This is a genomic window from Pseudomonas sp. ASL7, from assembly GCF_056680375.1.
Genome location: NZ_CM155279.1, coordinates 5,189,731 through 5,214,662, shown reverse-complemented (window position 1 = coordinate 5,214,662; position 24,932 = coordinate 5,189,731). Strand labels below are relative to the sequence as shown.

At 59.1% G+C, this 24,932-nt stretch carries 10 protein-coding genes and 2 pseudogenes; 6 read left to right on the top strand and 6 right to left on the bottom strand.

Going from position 1 to position 24,932, the window contains the following annotated elements:
- Positions 1-181: 181 nt before the first annotated feature.
- The 5 genes from aceE (at position 182) to msrA (ending at position 10,356) form a co-directional block, all read left to right on the top strand.
- Positions 182-2,827 carry a pyruvate dehydrogenase (acetyl-transferring), homodimeric type gene (gene aceE / locus AC1MDT_RS24140; RefSeq protein ID WP_201115197.1) on the top strand — a complete coding sequence of 882 codons (2,646 nt, stop codon included), beginning with the start codon at positions 182-184 and terminating at the stop codon, positions 2,825-2,827.
- 11 nt (positions 2,828-2,838) lie between these two features.
- The gene (gene aceF, locus AC1MDT_RS24135; protein WP_480419273.1) at positions 2,839-4,848 is read left to right on the top strand and encodes a dihydrolipoyllysine-residue acetyltransferase; all 2,010 of its coding nucleotides are present in this window, start codon (positions 2,839-2,841) and stop codon (positions 4,846-4,848) included.
- A 268-nt stretch (positions 4,849-5,116) separates the two neighbouring features.
- Positions 5,117-6,508 (top strand): alkaline phosphatase D family protein, encoded by a 1,392-nt coding sequence (locus tag AC1MDT_RS24130; RefSeq protein ID WP_480419272.1) that lies wholly within the window; start codon positions 5,117-5,119, stop codon positions 6,506-6,508.
- A 307-nt stretch (positions 6,509-6,815) separates the two neighbouring features.
- A complete protein-coding gene (locus AC1MDT_RS24125; protein ID WP_480419271.1) occupies positions 6,816-9,509 on the top strand; it encodes a putative bifunctional diguanylate cyclase/phosphodiesterase in 2,694 nt (897 codons plus the stop codon).
- Between the two features lie 199 nt (positions 9,510-9,708).
- Entirely contained in the window at positions 9,709-10,356 is a 648-nt protein-coding gene (gene msrA / locus AC1MDT_RS24120; protein WP_480422864.1) for a peptide-methionine (S)-S-oxide reductase MsrA, read from the top strand.
- Between the two features lie 164 nt (positions 10,357-10,520).
- On the opposite strand, the gene AC1MDT_RS24115 is transcribed toward msrA, so the two are convergent.
- From AC1MDT_RS24115 to AC1MDT_RS24090, 6 genes and pseudogenes are all read right to left on the bottom strand, one after another.
- Positions 10,521-11,360 (bottom strand): 23S rRNA (adenine(2030)-N(6))-methyltransferase RlmJ, encoded by an 840-nt coding sequence (locus tag AC1MDT_RS24115; protein WP_480419270.1) that lies wholly within the window; start codon positions 11,358-11,360, stop codon positions 10,521-10,523.
- Between the two features lie 381 nt (positions 11,361-11,741).
- Positions 11,742-12,064: pseudogene (locus AC1MDT_RS24110) on the bottom strand (hypothetical protein).
- 348 nt (positions 12,065-12,412) lie between these two features.
- A complete protein-coding gene (locus AC1MDT_RS24105) occupies positions 12,413-12,763 on the bottom strand; it encodes a hypothetical protein (RefSeq protein ID WP_480419269.1) in 351 nt (116 codons plus the stop codon).
- Positions 12,763-17,544: an RHS repeat-associated core domain-containing protein gene (locus AC1MDT_RS24100; protein WP_480419268.1), complete on the bottom strand. Its 4,782-nt coding sequence runs from the start codon at positions 17,542-17,544 to the stop codon at positions 12,763-12,765. The genes AC1MDT_RS24105 and AC1MDT_RS24100 overlap by 1 nt, the downstream gene beginning before the upstream one ends.
- Positions 17,544-18,281 carry a DUF4123 domain-containing protein gene (locus tag AC1MDT_RS24095; protein WP_480419267.1) on the bottom strand — a complete coding sequence of 246 codons (738 nt, stop codon included), beginning with the start codon at positions 18,279-18,281 and terminating at the stop codon, positions 17,544-17,546. Before AC1MDT_RS24095 ends, AC1MDT_RS24100 begins: the two co-directional genes overlap by 1 nt.
- A 127-nt stretch (positions 18,282-18,408) precedes the next feature.
- Positions 18,409-20,187: pseudogene (locus AC1MDT_RS24090) on the bottom strand (type VI secretion system Vgr family protein); the annotation flags it as partial.
- Between the two features lie 624 nt (positions 20,188-20,811).
- Here AC1MDT_RS24090 and putA point away from each other — a divergent pair.
- Positions 20,812-24,762, top strand: coding sequence for a trifunctional transcriptional regulator/proline dehydrogenase/L-glutamate gamma-semialdehyde dehydrogenase (gene putA / locus AC1MDT_RS24085; RefSeq protein WP_480419266.1), 3,951 nt, complete (start codon positions 20,812-20,814; stop codon positions 24,760-24,762).
- Positions 24,763-24,932: the final 170 nt, after the last annotated feature.

Genomic DNA, 24,932 nt, shown 5'->3' with positions numbered 1-24,932 from the left:
CATCTGTAGTTTTACTACTCGTCTATACATTCGAAAGGCTGAAATGCCCGAAGATTTGTAGTAAAACTACACGCCGCCGGAACAACCTCTCGGCAATCCAAGAATTTATATCGTCTGCCCACAAGGCCAGTCGCAAACTCAGGCAACCGATTCTGGAAGCCTTTCCGCCCTGGAGCAAGCCATGCAAGACCTCGATCCCGTCGAAACCCAGGAATGGCTGGACGCCCTGGAATCGGTTCTCGACAAAGAAGGCGAAGACCGCGCTCACTATCTGATGACCCGTATGGGCGAACTTGCGACCCGCAGTGGTTCGCAATTGCCTTACGCCATCACCACGCCATACCGCAACACCATCCCCGTTACCCACGAAGCACGCATGCCTGGCGACCTGTTCATGGAACGCCGCATTCGCTCGTTGGTACGCTGGAACGCGATGGCCATGGTGATGCGTACGAACCTGAAAGATTCTGACCTGGGCGGTCACATCTCCAGCTTCGCCTCCAGCGCAACGCTGTATGACATCGGCTTCAACTATTTCTTCCAGGCCCCGACCAACGAACACGGCGGCGACCTGATTTACTTCCAGGGTCACACCTCGCCAGGCGTTTACGCCCGTGCGTTCATGGAAGGTCGCATCACCGAAGACCAGATGAACAACTTCCGCCAGGAAGTCGACGGCCAGGGCCTTTCGTCCTACCCGCACCCATGGCTGATGCCTGACTTCTGGCAGTTCCCGACCGTATCCATGGGTCTGGGCCCGATCCAGGCGATCTACCAGGCACGCTTCATGAAGTACCTGGAAGCCCGTGGCTTCATCCCTGAAGGCAAGCAAAAAGTCTGGTGCTTCCTGGGTGACGGCGAGTGCGACGAGCCGGAATCCCTGGGTGCCATCTCGCTGGCTGGCCGCGAGAAGCTCGACAACCTGATCTTCGTCATCAACTGCAACCTGCAGCGCCTCGACGGCCCGGTTCGCGGCAACGGCAAGATCATCCAGGAACTCGAAGGCGTGTTCCGCGGTGCTCAGTGGAACGTGACCAAAGTCATCTGGGGCCGCTTCTGGGACCCACTGCTGGCCAAAGACGTCGACGGTATCCTGCAACGTCGCATGGACGAAGTCATTGACGGCGAGTACCAGAACTACAAAGCCAAAGACGGCGCGTTCGTGCGTGAACACTTCTTCAACTCGCCAGAACTCAAGGCGATGGTTGCTGATCTGTCCGACGACGAGATCTGGAAGCTCAACCGTGGTGGTCACGACCCGTACAAGGTCTATGCGGCCTACCACGAAGCGGTCAACCACAAAGAACAACCGACCGTCATCCTGGCCAAGACCATCAAAGGTTATGGCACCGGTGCCGGCGAAGCGAAGAACACGGCGCACAACACCAAGAAAGTTGATGTTGAAAGCCTGAAGCTGTTCCGCGATCGTTTCGACATTCCAGTCAGAGACGAAGAGCTGGAAAACCTGCCGTTCTTCAAGCCAGAACCGAACAGCGCCGAAGCCCGCTACCTGAGCGAGCGCCGCACTGCACTGGGCGGTTTCGTGCCACAGCGACGCGCGCAGAGCTTCAGTGTGCCGACACCGTCGCTCGATACACTCAAGGCCATTCTTGATGGTTCGGGTGACCGTGAAATTTCCACCACCATGGCCTTCGTGCGGATCCTCGCGCAGCTGGTCAAGGACAAGGAAATCGGCTCGCGTATCGTCCCGATCATCCCGGACGAAGCCCGTACCTTTGGTATGGAAGGCATGTTCCGTCAGTTGGGCATCTACTCCTCCGTCGGCCAGCTCTACGAGCCAGTCGATAAAGACCAGGTGATGTTCTACAAAGAAGACAAGAAGGGCCAGATCCTCGAAGAAGGCATCAACGAAGCGGGCGCCATGAGCTCCTTCATCGCTGCCGGTACTTCGTACTCCAGCCACAACCAGCCAATGCTGCCGTTCTACATCTTCTACTCGATGTTCGGCTTCCAGCGCATCGGCGACCTCGCCTGGGCTGCCGGCGACAGCCGGACCCGTGGCTTCCTGATCGGCGGCACCGCCGGCCGGACCACGCTGAACGGCGAAGGCCTGCAACACGAAGACGGTCACAGCCATATCCTGGCCGCCACCATCCCGAACTGCCGTACCTTTGATCCAACCTACGGCTATGAGCTGGCGGTGATCATCCAGGACGGCATGAAGAAGATGACCGAAGAGCAACAGGACGTTTTCTACTACATCACCGTGATGAACGAATCCTACCAGCAGCCAGCCATGCCGGCCGGTGTAGAGGAAGGCATCATCAAGGGCATGTACCTGCTCGAGGAAGACACCCGCGAAGCGGCGCACCACGTTCAGCTGATGGGCTCCGGCACCATCCTGCGTGAAGTCCGTGAAGCGGCGAAGATTCTGCGTGAAGAGTTCAACGTCGGCGCTGACGTATGGAGCGTTACCAGCTTCAACGAACTGCGTCGCGATGGCCTGGCCGTCGAGCGCAGCAACCGTCTGCACCCGGGTCAGAAGCCTAAACTGAGCTACGTCGAAGAATGCCTGAACGGCCGTAAAGGTCCGGTCATCGCGTCTACCGACTACATGAAGCTGTTCGCTGAGCAAATTCGTCAGTGGGTCCCGTCCAAGGAATTCAAAGTCCTGGGCACCGACGGTTTCGGCCGCAGTGACAGCCGTAAGAAGCTGCGTCACTTCTTCGAAGTCGACCGTCATTTCGTGGTGTTGGCAGCCCTGGAAGCCTTGGCTGACCGTGGTGACATCGAACCTAAGGTGGTGTCTGAAGCCATCGCCAAGTTCGGTATCAACCCGGAAAAACGCAACCCACTGGACTGCTGAGGAGACACTCTGTGAGCGAACTCATTCGCGTACCTGACATCGGCAGCGGTGAAGGTGAAGTAATTGAACTGTTTGTGAAGGTCGGCGACCGTATCGAAGCCGACCAGAGCATCCTGACGCTTGAGTCGGACAAGGCGAGCATGGAAATCCCTGCGCCCAAGGCCGGCATCGTCAAAAGCCTGAAAGTAAAAATCGGCGATCGCCTGAAAGAAGGCGACGAACTGCTGGAGCTGGAAGTCGAAGGTGCCGCTGCCCCGACCTCTGCACCGCCCCCTGCGGCTGCCGCTGCGCCGGCGGCCAAAGCTGAAGCGAAACCGGCTGCTGCGCCTGCCGCCGCCGCGGCTCCAGCGCAAGCTGCCGCGCCGGCTGCCGCTTCGGTTCAGCAAGTGCACGTGCCGGACATCGGTTCGTCGGGCAAGGCCCAGATCATCGAGATCCAGGTCAAGGTCGGCGACACCGTCGAGGCTGATCAATCGCTGATCACCCTGGAATCCGACAAGGCCAGCATGGAAATCCCTTCGCCCGCCGCTGGCGTGGTCAAGGCCATCAGCGTCAAGCTCAACGACGAAGTCGGAACCGGCGACCTGATCCTGGATCTGGAAGTGGCGGGTGCTGCGGCACCGGCTGCGGCCGCGCCAGCTCAGGCAGCTGCACCTGCCGCCGCTGCTCCGGCACCTGCCGCTGCGGCCCCGGCTGCTCCGGCTGCTCCGGCTGCTCCGGCTGCTCCGGTTGCCGACAGCGTTCAGGACATTCACGTCCCGGACATCGGTTCGGCAGGCAAGGCCAAGATCATCGAAGTCCTGGTCAAGGCCGGCGACACCGTTGAAGCCGACCAGTCGCTGATCACCCTGGAATCCGACAAGGCCAGCATGGAAATCCCATCGCCTGCCGCTGGCGTGGTGGAAAGCGTTTCCATCAAGCTGGGTGACGAAGTTGGCACCGGCGACCTGATCCTCAAGCTGAAAGTCAAAGGCGCAGCGCCTGCTGCTGCCCCGGCCGCTGCTGCATCGAGTGCTCCGGCTCCTGCCGCCGCAGCACCTGCTGCTCCGGTAGCCGCCGCACCGGTTGCTGCGCCAGCCGCTGCGCCAACCAAGCCAGGCGCCAAGGTTCACGCTGGCCCGGCTGTTCGCCAGCTGGCCCGTGAATTCGGCGTCGAGTTGAACGCGGTCAGCCCAAGCGGTCCGCACGGTCGTGTGCTCAAAGAAGACGTGCAGGTTTACGTCAAAGCCATGATGCAGAAGGCCAAGGAAGCACCGGCCGCTGCTGCGGGCGCAACCGGCGGCGCGGGCATCCCGCCGATTCCGGTCGTGGACTTCAGCCGCTTCGGTGAAACCGAAGAAGTGCCGATGACTCGCCTGATGCAAATCGGCGCGTCGAGCCTGCATCGCAGCTGGCTGAACATTCCACACGTGACTCAGTTCGATTCGGCTGATATCACCGAGCTGGAAGCGTTCCGTATCGCTCAGAAGGCCGTTGCAGAGAAGGCTGGCGTCAAGCTGACCATCCTGCCGCTGCTGCTCAAATCCTGCGCGCACCTGCTCAAGGAACTGCCGGACTTCAACAGTTCGCTGGCACCAAGTGGCAAGGCGATCATCCGCAAAAAGTACGTGAACATCGGCTTCGCGGTCGACACCCCTGAAGGCCTGCTGGTACCGGTCATCAAGAACGTCGACCAGAAGAGCCTTCTGCAGCTTGCGGCTGAGGCGGCTGCGCTGGCTGCCAAAGCCCGCGACAAAAAGCTGACCGCTGACGACATGCAAGGCGCCTGCTTCACCATTTCCAGCCTCGGCCACATTGGCGGCACCGGCTTCACGCCGATCGTCAACGCGCCGGAAGTGGCGATTCTGGGTGTTTCCAAGGCAACCATCCAGCCAGTCTGGGACGGCAAAGCCTTCCAGCCGAAACTGATGCTGCCGCTGTCGCTGTCCTACGATCACCGTGTGATCAACGGTGCCGCTGCCGCACGCTTCACCAAGCGCCTGAGCGACCTGCTGGCGGACATCCGCACCATCCTGCTGTAACACCGGCCGGCCCTCCTTCACCGGAGGGCCAGCTGCGACCCCTGTTTCCGAGCGCCACGCTCGTACCTCAACCCCGCCAATTTGGCGGGGCTTTTTTTGCCTTGCGTAACCGTCTTCCTACATCCGTGGCTTATATCGGCCACAACTCAAGTCGACTTCAGCCCGGTATTTTTTACCGACCACTCACTAAGCTTATTCAACTGATTCCTATATAACCCTTGGTAAAAACGCCCTCGCTTAGTTAGTTCTACTTCGAATGGATTCGAATATGTTAAAGCCCACCGTCGGCCCAATTATCGGCCACACCACAACAAACCACGCACGTATATTTTTGCGCGGTGAATTACAGAACAACGCGCTGGTATTTGCCGGTATTCGTTATCGACGGCTCGGTGACGAACGCTGGTCAAAAGGCACGTTTGCAAAACTGACCCCCTTGCGCGACATGTCCGATGTCATTGCACTCAACGATCTTGCCGCTGGCACCGAGTACGAATATCAGGCGGGCTGGTTCAGCCCCATGAGCCCGGTGCATAACGTGGAGACAGTCCAGGAGCTGCCGTTGCAATGGCCGCGGGACATCTACCGCGTGCGCACACCGTCCAACGCTTTCACCACGCCACGGGCGTACATCGTCGGGTCATGCCGTTACCTGCGGATGACGCTGGGCATGCCTTCCGCCCCCCATTTGGGCGACCGGATTTTCGCCTCGATCACGAAGCTGGCGCAGCACGCCGCCCCACCCATCAGCGCCTTGCTGATGATCGGCGATCAAGTCTATGTCGACGACCTGAACATCATTGCTCCCGACCGGGAATACAAGGACATACTCGGTAAATATCGCACAGCTTTTTCCCAGCCCAACATAAGCAAGTTAATGTCCAGTGTGCCGACTTACATGATCCTCGACGACCACGAAATAGAAGACAACTGGCCGACCAACAAAAGCAACGATGATGACTATTTATATAAGAACGCCATCGCTGCTTATGAGTTATATCAAGCCAGCCACAGCCCGGCGTACGATGTTCTGGCCAACTGGCAACCCGGTCATATGAACCGCTATTGGTATCAGTTCACCGAAGGCGATCTCGAATGGTTTGTCACCGACAGCCGGACCCGACGCAACCTGTCGGCCGATGATCGCCGCATACTCGACGAAGAGCAGGAACGGGCTTTGTGCAATTGGCTGATCCACAGCCCGGCCAGAGTTAAATTCGTGGTCACCAGCGTGATGTTCTACCCCGACCGCAAAACATTGGGCGATGACGCCTGGAAAGCCTTCCCGGAACAACGACTGCGGCTGCTTGAGACGATTCGCACGCACCGCATCAAGAACGTCATCTTCATTTCCGGCGATGTTCACGGCTCGCTGACCAGTCGACTGACCCACAGCGAAGACCCGGACTTAGAGGTGCACACCATCGTCTCCTCCCCCCTGTGCAACAGCAAACTGCTGCCGTATGCCAAGGCGACGACCTTCATTCTCGATCAAGCGCTGGCCCGGACAACCGCAGGTGACTACCGGCATGAATTGACCAGCGAAGTGATCAGCCAGGACAACTTCGCACACCTGATCGTTGATCGGGAGCACATTCAGGTCAACTATCACGACCGGGACGGCAATCAGCTGCAATCGACACACATCAAATTGCGTTGACCGCGAATATGTAGGAGCGAGCTTGCTCGCGAAGGACTTGAGAGCGCCGCGTTTATTCAGCAAGAACGCGTTATCGTTAACGTCCTTCGCGAGCAAGCTCGCTCCTACAAGGCAGCGATCTTTTTGCTCGAAAACGGTCTTTTAGCCACTTATTGAAGAAATCTCTTTCCCTGCCGACATATTCTTATAGCACTTGGCCTTCATCTCTCTTGTCAGTCGGTGCCGCAATGATGCAACCTTGCCGCAGACAACAGTAAAGAGGGCGAGAGCCCGGCGCGATCAGCATTTTCGAAGCGAGTTTCCCTCAATGAAAAGCCAACCCGATGCCGCCAGCCGTATGGTGGCCGAGGTAGTGACGCAGTTGCCTGTGCCCTCGCGGCTCGGCATGCTGCGTTTCGAACGGCTGAATGAGGCTAGCTGGGCGCTACTGTTTCTCGATCCCAATTGCGAGCGAGCGTTTGGTCTGCCGGCCGTGGAGCTGTGCGCCCTGGTCGATTCGCCCTACGCCAGCTTGATGGAGCCCGAAGCGCGCTATCAACTGCACGACGCGATTCAGCAACAACTCAGCAACAGCCCGTATTACCTGATCCGCTATAACCTGCACACCGCCAAAGGCTCCCTGAACCTGCTCGAACTGGGCGAAGCTTACCGACAGCACAATCGGCACTTGTTGCGCGGCTACCTGATGGTCGTGGACCGATTGTTCGACGGCGAACAACTGCTGCCCACGCAGGACCTGGAAACCCAGAACTCGCGCCTGCAAATCGCCCTGGAACTCAATCAACGCGCCCAGCAGGAACAGCTGTTGCACCTGGACCGGGTGCGTGCCCAGCAGGATTTGATCCTGTTGCTGACCCGCCAGCGCTACAGCACCAACAATTCCCTGCAAGAAGCCGCCGAGCTGATCACCCGCAGCGCCTGCGACATCTACGAAATCGACTGTGCCAGCCTGTGGAACCTCGAAGGCTCACTGCTGGTGCCGATTTCGGCTTATCACCGCAGCAGCCGGGAATATTTACTGCCGGAGCCAATCGACGTCAGTGGTTTTCCCGATTACCTCGACGCCTTGCACACCGGCCGCGCCATTGACGCCCACAACGTCATGCGCGATCCGCGCACCCGAGAAATCGCCGAGATCCTGCGCCCGCGCGACATACACGCCATACTCGACGCCAGTATCCGGGTCGATGGCCAAGTGGTCGGCGTGCTCTGCCTGGAACAGACCGGCGCGACACGCACTTGGCAATCGGATGAAATCGCCTTTGCGGGTGAGCTGGCGGATCAGTTCGCCCAAGTCATCAACAACCATAACCGTCGCACCGCTACCAGTGCCCTGCACCTGTTCCAGCGTGCGGTGGAGCAAAGCGCCAACGCCTTTCTGCTGGTTAATTGCGACGGTGTGGTGGAGTACGTCAACCCGAGCTTCACAGAGATCACCCAGTACACCACCGATGAAGTCCACGGCCAGCGGCTGTCGGAACTGCCGGCCTTGGAAAACCTCAGCGAACTGCTGTTCGACGCGCACTCGGCGCTGGCCAAGAGCAATAGTTGGCAGGGCGAATTCAAGAGCCGTCGCAAAAACCTCGAACCCTACTGGGGTCAGTTGTCGATTTCCAAGGTCTACGGTGACAACCGCGAACTGACCCATTACATCGGCATCTACGAAGACATCACCCAGACCAAGCTCGCCCAGCAACGCATCGAGCGCCTGGCCTACACCGACAACCTGACCAACCTCGGCAATCGGCCGGCGTTCATCCGCAACCTCGACGAACGCTTCGCCCGAGACAGCGATACGCCCATCAGCCTGCTGCTGGTGGACATCGACAACTTCAAGCGGATCAACGACAGCCTCGGCCACCAGACTGGCGACAAACTGCTGATCAGTCTGGCCCGACGCCTGCGCAACAGCCTGATCCCGAGCGGCAGCCTAGCGCGCTTCGCCAGTAACGAGTTTGCGGTGCTGCTGGACAACACCGACCTGCACACGGGCCAACAAGTCGCCAACCAGCTGCTGATGACCCTCGACAAACCGATGTTCGTCGACAACCAGCTGATCAGCGTCACCGGCTCGGTGGGCCTGGCCTGTGCGCCGTTGCATGGCCGCGATCCGCAAACCCTGATGCGTAACGCCGGGCTCGCGCTGCACAAGGCCAAGGCCAACGGTAAACATCAGGTTCAGGTGTTCACCGAGGCGCTGAATGCCGAGGCCAGCTACAAGCTGTTCGTCGAGAACAATCTGCGCCGCGCCCTGACCCAGAACGAGCTGGACGTGTTCTACCAACCCAAGCTGTGCCTGCGCAGCGGCCGTTTGCTGGGCATGGAAGCGCTGCTGCGCTGGAACCATCCGGAAAAAGGCATGATTCGCCCGGACCAGTTCATCAGTGTCGCCGAAGAAACCGGCCTGATCATTCCGATTGGCAAGTGGGTCGCCCGCCAAGCCTGCCGCATGAGCAAAGACCTCACCGCCGCTGGCCTGGGCAATCTGCAAGTGGCGATCAACCTGTCGCCCAAACAGTTCTCCGACCCGGACCTGGTGTCGTCGATTACCAACATCCTCAAGGAAGAAGCGCTGCCAGCGAACCTGCTGGAGCTGGAGCTGACCGAAGGCTTGCTGCTGGAAGCCACCGAAGACACCCATTTGCAGCTCGACCAGCTCAAACGCCTCGGCCTGACCCTGGCCATGGACGACTTCGGCACCGGATACTCGTCGCTGAGCTACTTGAAAAAATTCCCGATCGACATCATCAAGATCGATCGAAGCTTCATCCACGAAATCCCGGACAACCAGGACGACATGGAAATCACCTCGGCGGTGATCGCCATGGCCCACAACCTGAAACTCAAGGTCGTGGCTGAAGGCATCGAGACAGCCGAACAGCTGGCCTTCCTGCGCCGCCACCGCTGCGATGTCGGCCAGGGTTATCTGTTTGACCGACCGATTCCGGGCTCCGAGCTGATCGAAAAGCTCAAACGCTACCCGCGTGGCCCAATCGCCTGACTCAGCGCACCCTGTGGGATACAACCCCTGTGGGAGCGAGCTTGCTCGCGATAGCGGCGTGTCAGTCAGCATTCTCGTTACTGACACACCGCTATCGCGAGCAGGCTCGCTCCCACATTGGGTAGTGCGTAACTGTCCGGCATTAGGCACACTTGCGGTCTGTGCAACTACATCCCCAACCTGACTGAGAGGACTGATGATGGTTCTGCGCTCGGAAATCCTGGTGAACAAAAACGTGCTCCCGACTAAAGAACAAGCGCTGCCTGGCCGTGAAACCCCAATGAACCTGCCGGAACGGCACTTCGTCCACGACGCCCCGCTGCTGGGCCCGTTCGTCACCGACGTGGATTTCGCGATCTTCGGCCTGGGCTGCTTCTGGGGCGCGGAACGCAAGTTCTGGCAGCGCGAAGGCGTGGTCAGTACGGTGGTGGGTTATGCCGGCGGCTTTACGCCGAACCCGACGTATGAAGAAGTCTGCTCGGGCCTGACTGGTCATAGCGAAGTGGTACTGGTGGTCTACGAGCCGGCAAAAGTCAGCTACGAAGAACTACTGAAGATGTTCTGGGAACTGCATAACCCGACCCAGGGCATGCGCCAGGGCAACGACATCGGCACCCAGTACCGCTCGGTGATCTATGCCACCACGCCTGAGCAACTGGACGCGGCGCTGAAGAGCAAGGCGACTTATCAGGCTGAACTGTCCAAGGCTGGCCTGGGCGAAATCAGCACTGAAATCGAGCAGGCGCCGACGGTGTACTTTGCCGAGGCGTATCACCAGCAATACCTGGCCAAGAATCCGGAAGGCTATTGCGGGATTGGCGGTACGGGCGTGACCTGCCCGATCTGATTTGCAGATCTGAAAAGCATCGTCAGATCGCCGACCGGACCAAGCCCGCTCCCACAGTGGATCTGTGTCTGACCACGCTTTTGTGATCGACATAGACCTACTGTGGGAGCGAGCCTGCTCGCGAATGCGATCTGTCAGACGCCATCAACACATCTGATCAACAATCAACTCTCAGCAATCAACCAATCCATCTGCCACCCACCCTGGGTCTGTCCCAACTTCTTGGACAACCACGGCAGCAACTCACGCAATTCCTCTTCCAGCCCCCACGGCGGATTGGCAATGGCCAACCCGGAACCGTTCAGACTGTTCGGCGTGTCCAGCGGATGCACCAGCAACTCCACCCGCAACAACTTTGGCGCTCCCGTACCCGCCAGATCCTGATAAAAACGCCGCAACATGCGCTGGTCCTTCACCGGATACCAGATCGCCGCCACGGTTTGGCGCATCCGGCCAATCGCCTCTTTCAGCGACGCCGCACAACGCTGCATCTCATCCAGCTGTTCGAACGGCGGATCAATCAACATCACCGCTCGCTTCTCCTGCACCGGCAACATCGCACGCGGCACATGCCAGCCTTCACCCAGGTGCACCTTCACCCGCCGGTCGCCCGCCATGTTGTCTTTGAGCAACACACCATCTTCCGGGTGCTTCTCATTGAGCATCAACCGATCCTGCGGCCGCGTCAGACGCCGCGCCAGTTCCGGCGAACCCGGGTAATAGCGCAATTGGCCATCCGGGTTCATATCGTGCAGCACCTTCATGTAATCGGCGGTCAACACCGGCAAATCCGGCTGGTCCCACAAACGCGCAATGCCTTCCAGGTATTCACCGGTACGGCTCGCCTGATCGCCCTGCAGGTCATACAGACCAATGCCGGCGTGAGTGTCGAGATAGGCAAACGGCTGCTCCTTGCGCGACATCAAGGCGATGAGGCGGGTCAAAGTCAGGTGTTTGAACACATCGGCGTGATTGCCGGCATGGAAGGCGTGACGATAATTCATGATTGCTCCTGCGAAGGCCCGGAAGTTTACCTTGTACGGCGGCCAACGTCAGGACCCCACAGCCGAGCGGCCACTCTGCGCCGAAATCGATCCCTGTAGGAGCTGCCGAAGGCTGCGATCTTTTGATCTCGCTCTCGCGCAGCAGCCGCACCCCCCACCACCACATAAATCCCGAACTCACACAATCTGTAGCAGCTGGCGAAGCCTGCGTTCGGCTGCGCAGCAGTCGTAAACCCTACCTGCACGGTGCACCTGAAACACCGCGCGTTCTGATTTTACGACTGCTGCGCAGCCGAACGCAGGCTTCGCCAGCTGCTACAAAAAGTGTGTCTCAACCATAAAATTGCTTACGTGAACGGCATCAGGGAAATCCCTTCGGCGCTAATCCGAAGCCCGCGCCCTCAATCGTCGCCCAACCACATCCAGCACATCACAGCCATCGCGCAACGCAATGGCGCAGAGCAACGAAAAGTCGCTGAGAATGAAGGATTCACACTCAATCGAACCCCGCATGGACAGGTTTTCAAGCACTTGGGTTACAGCACGAATTCGATAGCTGGCTGCGTCATACAAAACATCCAGCGGTGCTTGGGTATCGACGAACAGAGTGGGCATGTCACTGCAGTTACTGGTGAGCGCCATGAAGCGGTTTTCGGGGTGGGGATTGGTTTTTCGTAGGGTGGATCGGGGTGAAGTGTTGTCATCAATCTGATTCCTAACGTATGAATTGGAACCGCCAGCAATCACTTCCACGCAATAGGTGGCGGCTGTACGCAGGTGTGGAAGACCGAGACGTTAGGCACTCGGCGCACTCGAAAGCGCCCCGCGCACAGCCACCATAAAACACAGGCGATAAAAAACGCCGAACTGGTGGCGCTTGACGCGCCTAACGATAGAAGGGCTTCCACGCCCTGTCACTGAATTTGCAGTGACCGCCAAAGACTATCGATGGCGCCCGCTCTGCACCAGTTCATGGAAACCGCTACAACTTGAAGGAAACTTCCGACGACCTTGCCCGGAAATTTCGCGCTCATCTCACGAGAAATCAACTATCAGTCCTCGTCTCGTTGATAGCGCTGCAAACAAATGAGAAGGACCGCCATAAATTTCTTGCGATCTACGACCTCATCATCAAAGTAGGTCGTCATCCTTTCAAACACCCGATCAAAAGGGTCATTTTTATCGAGAAAATGAGCGATCGTATTAATTAAAAATTCTTGCTCTTTCTCCTTATAAAGAAGGAATTCAGGCCTCATCAAAACATCAAACAGCTCAATCAGCTCCTTCTCATCATTGACATTCTTGGAGGCTATTATTTCCTCTCTCACTTCGTCATTCGTGTTTTCGATGTCGAAAACAAAAAGCAAACTACGTATGTCTGCAATATTGTAAGAACTATTCATTAATCAAAATCCGTATAAGAAGTTTTAGGTCGACCAAAATCATCCAATATGACTACCGCCTTGGTTTGCTCACCATACTCCAAGCTCCCGCGCTTATACCCTTCACCAACCTTCTTCCCCATATCGAAGGGTCTCCGCGAGGTCAGCAGATCAGTTCGCCGGAAAATCAATTGAGCTCTATGAATAGCATTTAGCTGATCTCTGTGACTTAGAAAGTGAGTCGCCGCAGAAGGTATCTTAGGCTGTCCTTTTTTCTTCCCGCTGCTGTAGGTCTCTACTATTCCCGTTGTGGGGTTTTTACCAGATGTGATCCGATCCAGCTGCGATTGCAAAGTAGTTTGCGCGCCGTGCTTTTCTAAAAAATGCCCCCCTGGAGTCGCCTTTTCCATCTTCTCCAACTCCCGAAAAGCATTCGCCTCCGCCAACTCATCAATCCTCGCTCGCCGCTGCTCAGCCGTCATTTTCGGCAGCGGTGGCTCACCCTCATCAACCTTAGCGCCAGTCGTATCATCCGGCGCCTTACACCCCGACTTGTTCGGCGGCGGACAATTCCCGCTCAACCCCAACGGATCAACCCACCCCGTCGGATTCCGCGTGTACTGATACGGGTTCAGCCCACCCGCCAACTTGATCGGGTCCGGTGTCAGGTATCGCCCGACATCCGGATCATAGTACCGATGCCGGTTGTAATGCAGACCGCTCTCGGCGTCGAAATACTGCCCCTGAAACCGCAACGGTTGCTCAAGCTCCTCGCCCCCGCCCAACGCAATTCGCGTGACTTTGCCGTAGGCGTTGTACTTGGCTGACCAGACGATTTCGCCACTGTAGTCCGTGAGCTCCTGCGGTGTACCGAGGTGGTCGAGTTGGTAGTAGAACGGGCAGGTCTGGCGTGGGCCTTTGCCGTCGAGCATGGCTAAGGGGCGGAAGCTGCCGGGTTCGTAGACGTAGCTGCGGTAGTGCTGGCGGCTGCTTTCGGCGATGAGGTTGTCGCCTTGCCAGAAGAATTCAGTGGTGTGGCCGTCGACGGTTTTGGCGATGCGGCGGCCAAAGGCGTCGTAGCGGTAGCTGGCGCCACGTCCATCCGGTGTCGTGACGCCGACCAAGCGGTGCTGGCAGTCGTAGGCGTATTCGGTGATGAGTTTTTGCCCGGTGCCGCGCCGCTCGCGGATGAGATTGCCGAAGGCGTCGTAGTCGTAATGCCGGTCGCCCTGCATCAGCAGACGATTACCAAGCACCTTCGCGGCGCCGGGGCGGTCCTGCATGATCAGGTTGCCGGCCGGGTCGTGGGCGAAGGTTTCCTGTGGGTCGTCGCGGGTGTGGCGCACGCGGGTCAGGCGGTTGAGCGGGTCGTAGTAGTAGCTGCGCTGGCCGTGGCGGCTGTCGGCGATGGCGGCGAGGTTGCCGTTGACCGCGTAGCTGTAGTGGCGCAGGTATGACGGTCGGGTCTTCTGGTTGAGTGCGTGGGTGTGCAGACGGCCCTGTTCATCATAGTGGTATTGGCTGGTGAGCTGGCCTTGTTGGCGTTGCTGTTCGCGACCGAATGTGAACTGGTGGGTGGTGAGTCGCGCACCATTAAGGTCGATAGCGGTCAGCGCGCCGCCCTTGGCGTGGTGGTATTCGAGTTTGCTGCCATCCGGCAGGCGCAGGCGATTGAGCTGGCCGCAAGCGTCGTAGGCATAACGCAATGTGCCCCAGCCTTGATGCTCTGTGATCAGCCGGTCCTGGGGGTCGTACTCGAATTTCAGCGGATGGTCGTGGCCGTCTTCGACGCTGATCAGTCGGCCAAGGCTGTCGTAGCGGTAGTCGACCTTGATGCCGTCGGGCAGCGTCTTGATCAACAAACGCCCGGCCAAATCCCGCTCATAACCTGTAATCAGCTGCGACCCGTCATCACCGAACTCGGTTTTCTCCAGCAGATTTCCGTTGAGATCGTAGGCGTACGCCGTGCGCTGCCCGTCAAATCCCGTTTCCTGACGGATCAATCCGCCGGACGTGTAGTCCAGCCGATAGGTTTCGCCGGATTCGTTTTCGATCTCCGTGAGCAACAACTGCGCGTTGTCGTAGCGGTACTTCAGCTGGGTGCCGTCGGCATTGAGGCGGCGGCTGACCAGGTGCAACGTGTCGAGGTATTCGTAGCGCGTGACTCGGCCCAGCTCATCGCGCTCGGCGGTAATCTTGCCGTAAGCGTTGTAGCTGAAGGCGCGCGTAGCACCGGTGGGCAGAGTCGTCTGAATCAGTCGTCCAACGGCATCCCATTGGTACTGAGTGACGGCACCGCGTTCGTCCTGAGCGGTAATCCGCCGCCCCAACGCATCGTAGGAAAACCGCCGCTGACCACCGTCCGGCGAGGTTTCTTTGAGCAGTTGGCCCAAGCCATTCCAGACGAAGGTGTGGCGGCTGGTGTCCGGGTAGCGGATCGACAGCAGCCGGCCTTTTTCGTCGTAGTGATAGTGGGTGACATGACCGTCGGGATCGGTCGCTTCGGTGATGTCACCCTGAGCGTTGCGCTGATATTTCCAGACAGCTTTGCCGCGATACCGCGCGTGCAGGAAACCGCTGCGGTACTCGTAGGCCGTCGGATCATCTTCCGGCGGAATCAGCGCCACCAGCCGTCCGACCTCGTCGTAGTGGTATTCAGTGACGGCGCCCAGCGGGTCCTGCTCGGCTATCAGCCGACCTTGGTCGTCGTAGGCCTTGAGCTGTTCGCCGCCGTCCAGCTCGACCTTGCGCACCAGTCGCGCCCGGTCGTCGTGGACGTAAACCTCTTCGCTGCCATCGCTGTTCTGGACAGTGACACTGCCCTGGTCATCCCAGACATACCGCGCGTCCATCTGCGCAAACGACGCCCAGTGACGGATGCATCGCGCCGCTTTGCCGGACCTTTCCCACGCCCAGAAGAAACTCGCCCCACCGGCCAGCTGCCGCTGGAGGATGACGTGCTGGTCGTCGTAGTCGTAGTGCTCGCTTTCGTCGGCGGCGTTGGTGGCTTCGATCAGTTGATTGCGGTCGTCATAGCGATAGCTGACCAGCGTCTGTTCGGTGACCCACGCCTCGTCCAACGTGTCCGCCGGGACAAAACGCTGGTAGTCGACGGCGACCAAATGGCGGCGGTCGTAGCGCAACAGCAAGGCGCGGCCAGCGCCATTGTCGAGGCGTTGGAGGCGGTCCTGACGGTCGCGGGTGATACGCAGCCGGTTGTCGTAAGCGTCGCTGATCGCGGTCAGGCGACCATTAATAAAGTGATAAAACCGCGTCTCGTCCCCCGCTTGGGCAAGGATCAGTTCTTCGGGTTCGTCGCCGAGATAAATCGCCGCGCGCGACAGGCTGTTGTGGATCGCCGGGCGCTCATTACCCGGCAGCGGGAAAACGGTGCGGCGGTTTTCGTGGTCGATCCAGATAACCGTGTCGCCATCGATGTCCAGTCGATGGGATAACGAATGGCTCCAGCCGAACCCGAGGCCGCCATCGAGCTCGGCGGCGCTGGTGCGATAGAGCCGGGTGAAGTCGAACGGCAGGATCCCGTCCAGCGCACCGTCGGTGAGGGTCAGCAGTTCTTCGCCGGTGACCATCGACACCGGGCATTTGTTGGTCGCGGTTTTATCGGCGGAATCGACGCTGTCGCCGTTGGGGTTTTTCGCCTGAACCGGAACGTCGTCACGGTGTTCGTTTTGCTTGAGCGTGGTGTTGCGTTTGGCGTCCCAACGCAACTGCATCCCGCCTTTTTTTACACCCGCCGCGACACCGCGTGCGGCGACTTTCTTGTAGCGGTCGACGTAGGACATGAAGCTGTCGAGGAGGGTGAAAATCGCTTTGACGAAACCCTGTACAGCACTGACGATGCGGGCGCTGTAGTGGGCAAGACGCATGCCCAGATAGGCAATGCCCGCCCCTGCGCCGGCGAAGGTCAGGACCACCCCGATCAGAATGTCGATGAGCAGCTGCACCACCACCGTTGAAATCGCTTCGGCGGTTTTGCCGGCAATCTCGCTGGGCGGCAGCATCTCCAGCCACAGGCTGGCGGTGCGCAACAGCAAACACAGCGCTGCTTCGTCACTGGCCAGCAGTTGGACTTTTGCCATCGCCTCCGGCGCAGTCTCCGCCAAATCGGCCAGTTGCTTAGCACCACTACCCAAGCGTTCAACGAACGCGCCGGGATCCTTGAGAATGTCCGAGAGCAGGCTGATGCTGTCCCACACGCCAATGATCGCGGCCCAACTCCCCGCGAGCATCCCGTTACCCGCCGCGGAAAAAGCCGACTGCGACCACTGCGGCTTGAACCCTTCCCACTCGCTGCGCAGCCAGGTTTCCAGCTGTTTGGTCAGGCCGTCGTAAGACTTGAAAAGCTCATCGATTTGCGTCGGCGTGACTTCACTCTGGACATGCACGCGGTAGAACTTTCCGGCGATGCCTTCGAACTGTCCCTTACCGTGTTCATCGAGCGTGATCGCCGTACGCTCGCCGCCATCGATGGCAATCACATCGACCTGAATATTCCCCAGCGGAATGTCATAAACCGATTCGAACTTGCTCTCGATCTGCAGAATCCCGCTCTTCGGACACTGCGCAACACTGGAAATAAAGTCCTCATCACCACTGCTCACCGACGTGGTGATATCACCCAGTTTGATTTGCCGCTCCATGCCCAGCAGCGAGGGCATGTCCGTAAGACGACTGACCCTGTCCGCGCTACTGCTTAAAAAGCCTCGGAGTTGTTGGCGATACAAAACCAGCGTGTCATTAAAACCCTCCAGCGCCTGCTCAATCCGCACGACCTGATCCATCAGTTCAGCTCCGCCATCAGGTAATCCACCAACGCTGATTTCGGTGCGTCAGGCAGGTCCGGCGACTCAAGAAAGACTGCGACCTTGTGCTGCAAAACACTTTCAGAAAACGCCTCATAAAGATCAGGGCGTTCTTCGCTCAGCCACTGCACCAAGTTGTTGATGCGGGTGGTTGCGCATACGGTGGCGAGGTGTTTCAGCAACGGCTCAGTGACTCCCCACCAAGGGAAATCCCTTGAGGTTTTCATCGCGACGCCACCGATTTCGAGTGACTGGCCATTGATCAGGCAACGCCCGATCACCGGCAATAATTGCGCCGCACTGACCTGCGCAGACTGAAGAATCGGCAGCAAATAACGCCCATCCCAAAAGCGAAAAAACACCGCATTGCCATCGGGTAAAAGAACTTGCGTCAGGCTTCGAAAATGTTCGATCAGTACTTCTTGAGTCGAAGCAGACACCGCCAGCCAACCCCAGTCACAAGACTCGGTGTTGGCGACCCACTGCAGAAACTCACTGCCCGGATCGACAATGGCGACATAGGGCATGACCGGTTCCCATTCGGCATACACGGTGTCCGCCCAGATCGGTTTCGGCGCATGTACCGGGCTGCATCGCTGCCAGGCTTTAAAGGGCTCGGCGGAGCTGGCATTGCCGAAAACGGCGAATAACTGCTCGCCAGACTCAAGTGGCTGACCCTCCAGCCAAGCGTGTGGCGACAGGCGCTCAGGCTGCACAGGCGCCCCCTTTGCAGCGCTCGCATTCTTCGCAGAACGGCGCATCGCTTTTCAGGCTCAGAATCTGTGCCGCGCTAAGGGCCAAGCGTGTTTTTTGAGTCGTCGGGGCACCCAATGTCGGCATCAGCGCACCACCCAGCTCTATCGGTACGCTGCTGAAGATCCCGGCGGGGCCGATATTGATCCAGTGCCCGCCGGCCTGAATCGTGGCGCTGGCACCGCCGTCGATGACCACTTGCTGGCCGGCGCTGACGTGGAATTGCCCGCTTGCCTTGAAGGCCTGGTTGTTGACGTTGATGTATCGGTCACCGCGCACGTGCAGGTGATCGTTTGCACCAATGTCCACGCTGCGCTGGTTTCCGACCTGAACGTGCGCGTCCTGCAACACCTGCTGATTCCAGTTTCGCTGGGCCCGCAGGTAGATTTCCTCGGCGCCTTTGCGATCCTCGATGCGCAATTCGTTGTAACCACCGCCCCCCGGACTGCTTTGGGTTCGGAAGATGCTGCGGGTCTTGTCGGCGGGCAGCTCCAGCGGCAACGGCGTCGAAGCATTGGGCAGGCAGCCCATAACGAGCGGCTTGTCGGCGTCACCGTCGACAAAACCCACCAGCACTTCCATACCGACCCGGGGGATCACTACGCTGCCGTAGCGGTTGTGAGCCCAGCCGGAAGCGACTCGCAGCCAACAACTGGAATGCTCGTCCAACTGGCCGTGCCTGTCCCACAACAGCTGAACCTTGACCCGGCCGTACTCGTCGCAATGGATTTCGCTGTCATTCGGGCCGGTGACGACGGCAGCCTGATAGCCCGCAATATGAGGTTTTTCGATGAGCGGCGGACGAAACAAAACGTCCCACGGTGTTGCCAGAAAGGTGTTGCGATAGCCCTGAAAATCATCCGGGCTGTGGCCGGGCGCTGACTCTTCCAGCACTTGCGGCTGACGACCCCGGTGTTCGATTTCGGTGATCAACCACAGGTCATTCCACGCCTGACGCGGGTGCTCGGCAAGGTGTAGGAAGTGCCCGCTGATCAACGCAGATACGTCACTACTTCCCTCGGCCTGACGGAAGTCCGCGTTGTGACGTTGAAGCGCTCGTTGAGCCAGATCCCTACCCTGTTCACGATCCGTGAATTGGCCAGGAAAGTGATAGTCCTCCAGCACCGGCCGTTGTTCGCTGTCACTGCGGCTCTCTAGTTCCAGGCGCGGTTTATGGAAATCGTAATCACGGAGGGTTACTGCCGTGGTGCGGGTTTCCAGGCGCACGTTGAAACGCTTGATCGTCGGCGCATCCGCGACCAAGCCGCTGCCGGGGAGGTAGGGGGTCGGCTCAGACAGGCGAGGAAAAACGGTCTGGTCATCGCCGAATATCAATAGATGCCCATCGGGGCTGTGCTGGAAGTGGAAGTGAATGCCGATCTCGGCACACAACCGTTGAATGAATGCCAGATCGCTTTCCGCGTATTGCACGCAGTACGCGCGCGGCGCGTAATCGCTGCCGAGGTGAAACTCGAAGGCATCGCGTTGAATGCCGTGGTCTTTCAAAACCTGCGCGATGATCTCCGGCACGCTTTTGTGCTGGAAGATCCGCTGATTGATGCGCTGAGCGAGGTAGGTCAGACGCGGGACCAGGCTGACTTGATAGCGCGTCAGCCGCTGGCCGGAATCCCCTTGGCCCACCCGAAAAATCTGACCGTGAATGCCGGAACCTTGCGCATTGAAACTCAGAAACGCCTGACGATGTAGCAGGCTTTCTAGCTCGATGTCCGGGCGATCGCTGACCAGTTCAAGGTCAAAACGATAGGACTGGCTGATGGCTTCCTTGCCCGTAAACTCGAGCACCTTGAGGTCATGCTGGTCGCCGTCGACGGTCAACGTAAAACGCGGTTGATTAGCAGGAGCGAACATCCGATGTGTCTCTGCAGAACGAAGGCGGGCGATTCTGCATGAGCGACAAGGGGCATTGAGGGAGGGACAGGAAAATCAGATTGGCCCTACTTTTTTAGGGAATCTTCCTTCAAGAATCGGGAGAACGAACTACAGACATAGCGATATGAAGCACCACCGACCCAATGTAGGAGCGAGCTCGCTCGCGATGGTGGGCCTGCTACATAGGTGTCGACTGACCCACCATCGCGAGCAAGCTCGCTCCTACAGGGAATTCTCAGCGCCTGGAACGTTGCGCCTGTTCAGTGCAAGGTCAGAGCACCAGCTTACAGGTTGCACCTTTGGACGCGAAAACCCATTCAACACAGCAAATAAGGCGCAACCCATTTCTTGCGAATAAGCTGCACCCAGGACGAACTCCGTGGGAAAGCGCTGTTTTTGCTCCCTTTTAACGCAGTCAAAGGGTTTTACTAGAAGTAAAAGCACCAAGCAGAAGCGGTACGTTGGTACCGGAATTTATTTCCTGACGAGCTGCGTATTATTCTGACAAAAAAAGGGTTGCACCCGGTTGCACCTCAAGGATTGCACAGCTAATCTTGCCGCCAGCTGATGCCACGCGGTCGTGGCAAACATGAGGATAAAAAAATGGCTACCACCACCCTTGGGGTCAAACTTGACGACCCGACCCGCGAGCGCCTCAAGGCCGCCGCGACCTCGATTGATCGCACGCCGCACTGGTTGATCAAGCAGGCCATTTTCAATTACCTGGAAAAACTCGAGGGTGGTGCAACCCTGACCGAGCTGAGCGGCTTGACCAAGGATTCCGACGACGCTGTCGATGCGCCCCTGGACCACGCCCACCAGTGTTTCCTCGAATTCGCCGAAAGCATCCTGCCGCAATCGGTACTGCGCGCCTCTATTACTGCTGCCTACCGCCGCCCGGAACCTGAAGTGGTGCCGATGCTGATCGAACAGGCTCGCCTGCCGGCAGCGATGGCTGAAGCGACCAACAAGCTCGCGTCCTCGATTGCCGAAAAACTGCGCAATCAGAAGAGCGCTGGCGGCCGTGCCGGGATTGTTCAGGGCCTGTTGCAGGAATTTTCCCTGTCGTCCCAGGAAGGTGTGGCGCTGATGTGCCTGGCCGAAGCGCTGCTGCGCATCCCGGACAAAGGCACCCGTGACGCGCTGATCCGCGACAAAATCAGCACCGGCAACTGGCACCCGCACTTGGGCAACAGCCCGTCGCTGTTCGTCAACGCCGCTACTTGGGGCTTGCTGCTGACCGGTAAACTGGTCGCCACCCATAATGAAGCCGGCCTGACGTCATCCTTGAGCCGCATCATCGGCAAGAGCGGCGAGCCGATGATCCGCAAAGGCGTCGACATGGCCATGCGCCTGATGGGCGAGCAGTTCGTCACCGGCGAAACCATCGCCGAAGCCCTGGCCAATGCGAGCAAGTTCGAAGCCAAGGGCTTCCGTTATTCCTACGACATGCTGGGTGAAGCCGCACTCACCGAGCACGATGCCCAGAAGTACCTGGCCTCGTACGAACAAGCCATCCACTCGATCGGCAAAGCGTCCCACGGCCGTGGGATTTATGAAGGTCCGGGCATTTCCATCAAGCTCTCGGCACTGCACCCGCGTTACAGCCGTGCGCAGTACGAGCGGGTGATGGACGAGTTGTACCCGCGCCTGCTGTCGCTGACCTTGCTGGCCAAGCAATATGACATCGGCCTGAACATCGACGCCGAAGAAGCCGACCGTCTCGAGCTGTCGCTGGATCTGCTGGAGCGTCTGTGCTTCGAGCCGCAACTGACGGGCTGGAACGGCATCGGTTTCGTGATCCAGGCTTATCAGAAGCGTTGCCCGTACGTGATCGATTACGTAATCGACCTGGCTCGCCGCAGCCGTCATCGCCTGATGATCCGCCTGGTGAAAGGCGCGTACTGGGACAGCGAAATCAAACGCGCCCAGGTCGAAGGCCTGGAAGGCTATCCGGTCTACACCCGCAAGGTGTACACCGACGTGTCCTACATCGCTTGCGCGCGCAAATTGCTGTCGGTGCCGGAAGTCATCTACCCGCAATTCGCGACGCACAACGCCCACACCCTGTCGGCCATTTACCACATCGCCGGTCAGAACTATTACCCGGGCCAGTACGAGTTCCAGTGCCTGCACGGCATGGGCGAACCGCTGTACGAACAGGTTGTAGGCAAAGTTTCCGAAGGCAAGCTGAACCGTCCGTGCCGCGTGTACGCGCCGGTCGGTACTCACGAAACACTGTTGGCGTACCTGGTACGTCGTCTGCTGGAAAACGGCGCGAACACCTCGTTCGTTAACCGCATTGCCGACCAATCCATTTCGATTCAGGAGCTGGTGGCCGATCCAGTGGCCAGCATCGAGCAGATGGCGACGCTGGAAGGCGGCTTCGGCCTGCCGCACCCGCGTATCCCGCTGCCGCGTGACCTTTATGGCGCCGAGCGCGCCAACTCCAGCGGCATCGACATGGCCAACGAACATCGTCTGGCCTCCCTGTCCTGCGCCCTGCTGGCCACTGCTCACAACCACTGGAAAGCCGCGCCGATGCTTGGTTGCGCTTCCAGCTCCGAAACGCCAGCACCGGTGCTGAACCCGTCTGATCTGCGTGACGTGGTTGGCCACGTGCAGGAAGCCACCGTCGAAGACGTCGACAACGCCATCCAGTGCGCCCTGAACGCTGCGCCGATCTGGCAGGCCACCCCGCCGGCCGAGCGCGCCGCGATCCTGGAACGTGCTGCCGATTTGATGGAGGGCGAGATCCAGCCACTGATGGGCCTGCTGGCTCGCGAAGCCGGCAAGACCTTCGCCAACGCTATCGCTGAAGTGCGCGAAGCGGTGGATTTCCTGCGTTATTACGCCGTGCAAGCGCGCAACGATTTCACCAACGACGCCCACCGCCCACTGGGCCCGGTGGTGTGCATCAGCCCATGGAACTTCCCGCTGGCGATCTTCAGTGGCCAAGTTGCTGCGGCACTGGCTGCCGGCAACCCGGTACTGGCCAAGCCGGCGGAACAAACCCCGCTGGTGGCGGCTCAAGCCGTGCGCCTGTTGCTCGAAGCCGGGATTCCGCAAGGCGTGCTGCAACTGCTGCCGGGCCGTGGCGAAACGGTCGGCGCGCGTCTGGTCGGTGACGATCGGGTTAAAGGCGTGATGTTTACCGGTTCCACCGAAGTCGCTCGTTTGCTGCAACGTAACGTCGCAGGGCGCCTGGATGCACAGGGTCGTCCAATTCCGCTGATCGCTGAAACCGGCGGCCAGAACGCGATGATCGTCGACTCTTCGGCGCTGACCGAACAAGTTGTCATCGACGTGGTGTCCTCGGCTTTCGACAGTGCTGGCCAACGTTGCTCGGCGCTACGGGTCCTGTGCTTGCAGGAAGATTCCGCTGACCGTGTCATCGAAATGCTCAAGGGTGCCATGGCTGAATGCCGTCTCGGTAATCCAGAGCGCCTGTCCGTGGACATCGGCCCGGTGATCGACGCCGAAGCCAAGGCCGGCATCGAGAAGCACATCCAGGCCATGCGCGACAAAGGTCGCAGCGTGTACCAGGTGGCGATTGCCAACACCGAGGAAGTCAAACGCGGCACCTTCGTGATGCCGACCCTGATCGAACTGGAAAGCTTCGACGAACTGCAACGGGAGATCTTCGGCCCGGTGCTGCACGTGGTTCGCTACAAGCGCAAGGACATCGATCAACTGATTGGTCAGATCAACGCTTCCGGCTATGGCCTGACGTTGGGCGTGCACACTCGCATCGACGAGACCATCGCCAAGGTGATCGACAACGTCAATGCCGGTAACGTCTACGTGAACCGCAACATTGTCGGTGCTGTGGTGGGCGTGCAACCGTTCGGCGGCGAAGGTTTGTCGGGGACTGGCCCGAAAGCCGGTGGTCCGCTGTACCTGTACCGCCTGCTGTCGACCCGTCCTACCGATGCGATCGAACAATCCTTCGCTCGCGGTGACGCTCTCACCGCACCGGACGTTCGCCTGCGTGATGCCATGAGCAAACCGCTGAAGGCCCTGCAAGCCTGGGCCGACAGCAACACGTTCAGCGACCTGAGTGCATTGTGCGTGCAGTTCGCGGCGCAATCGCAAAGCGGCATCACCCGCGTACTGGCGGGGCCGACCGGCGAGCGCAACAGCTACGCGATCCTGCCGCGCGAACACGTGTTGTGCCTGGCGGAGGTCGAAGGCGATCTGCTGACGCAGCTGGCGGCGGTGTTGGCCGTGGGTGGTTCGGCGGTATGGCCGGAAGCTGAAGTGACCAAGGCCGTGTTCGCACGCCTGCCGAAGGATGTTCAGGCGAAGATCAAGCTGGTTTCCGACTGGACCAAGGACGAGGTGCTGTTCGATGCGGTTCTGCACCATGGTCATTCCGATCAGCTGCGCGCGGTGTGCCAGCAAGTGGCCAAGCGTGCCGGGGCGATTGTCGGGGTTCATGGCCTGTCGCAGGGCGAGACCAACATTGCACTGGAACGGCTGGTGATCGAGCGGGCGTTGAGCGTCAACACCGCTGCGGCAGGTGGTAACGCCAGCCTGATGACCATCGGCTAAACAGCTATAAAGCCAGGCGCCCGCAATGGACGCCTGGAATGCAAAACTTTGTGGGAGCGAGCTTGCTCGCGATAGCGGTCTGTCAGTCACATCAGTTCTGGATGTGCCGCCGCCATCGCGAGCAAGCTCGCTCCCACATTTGTTTTGTGTCACCTGCTAAGTCGCTGCGC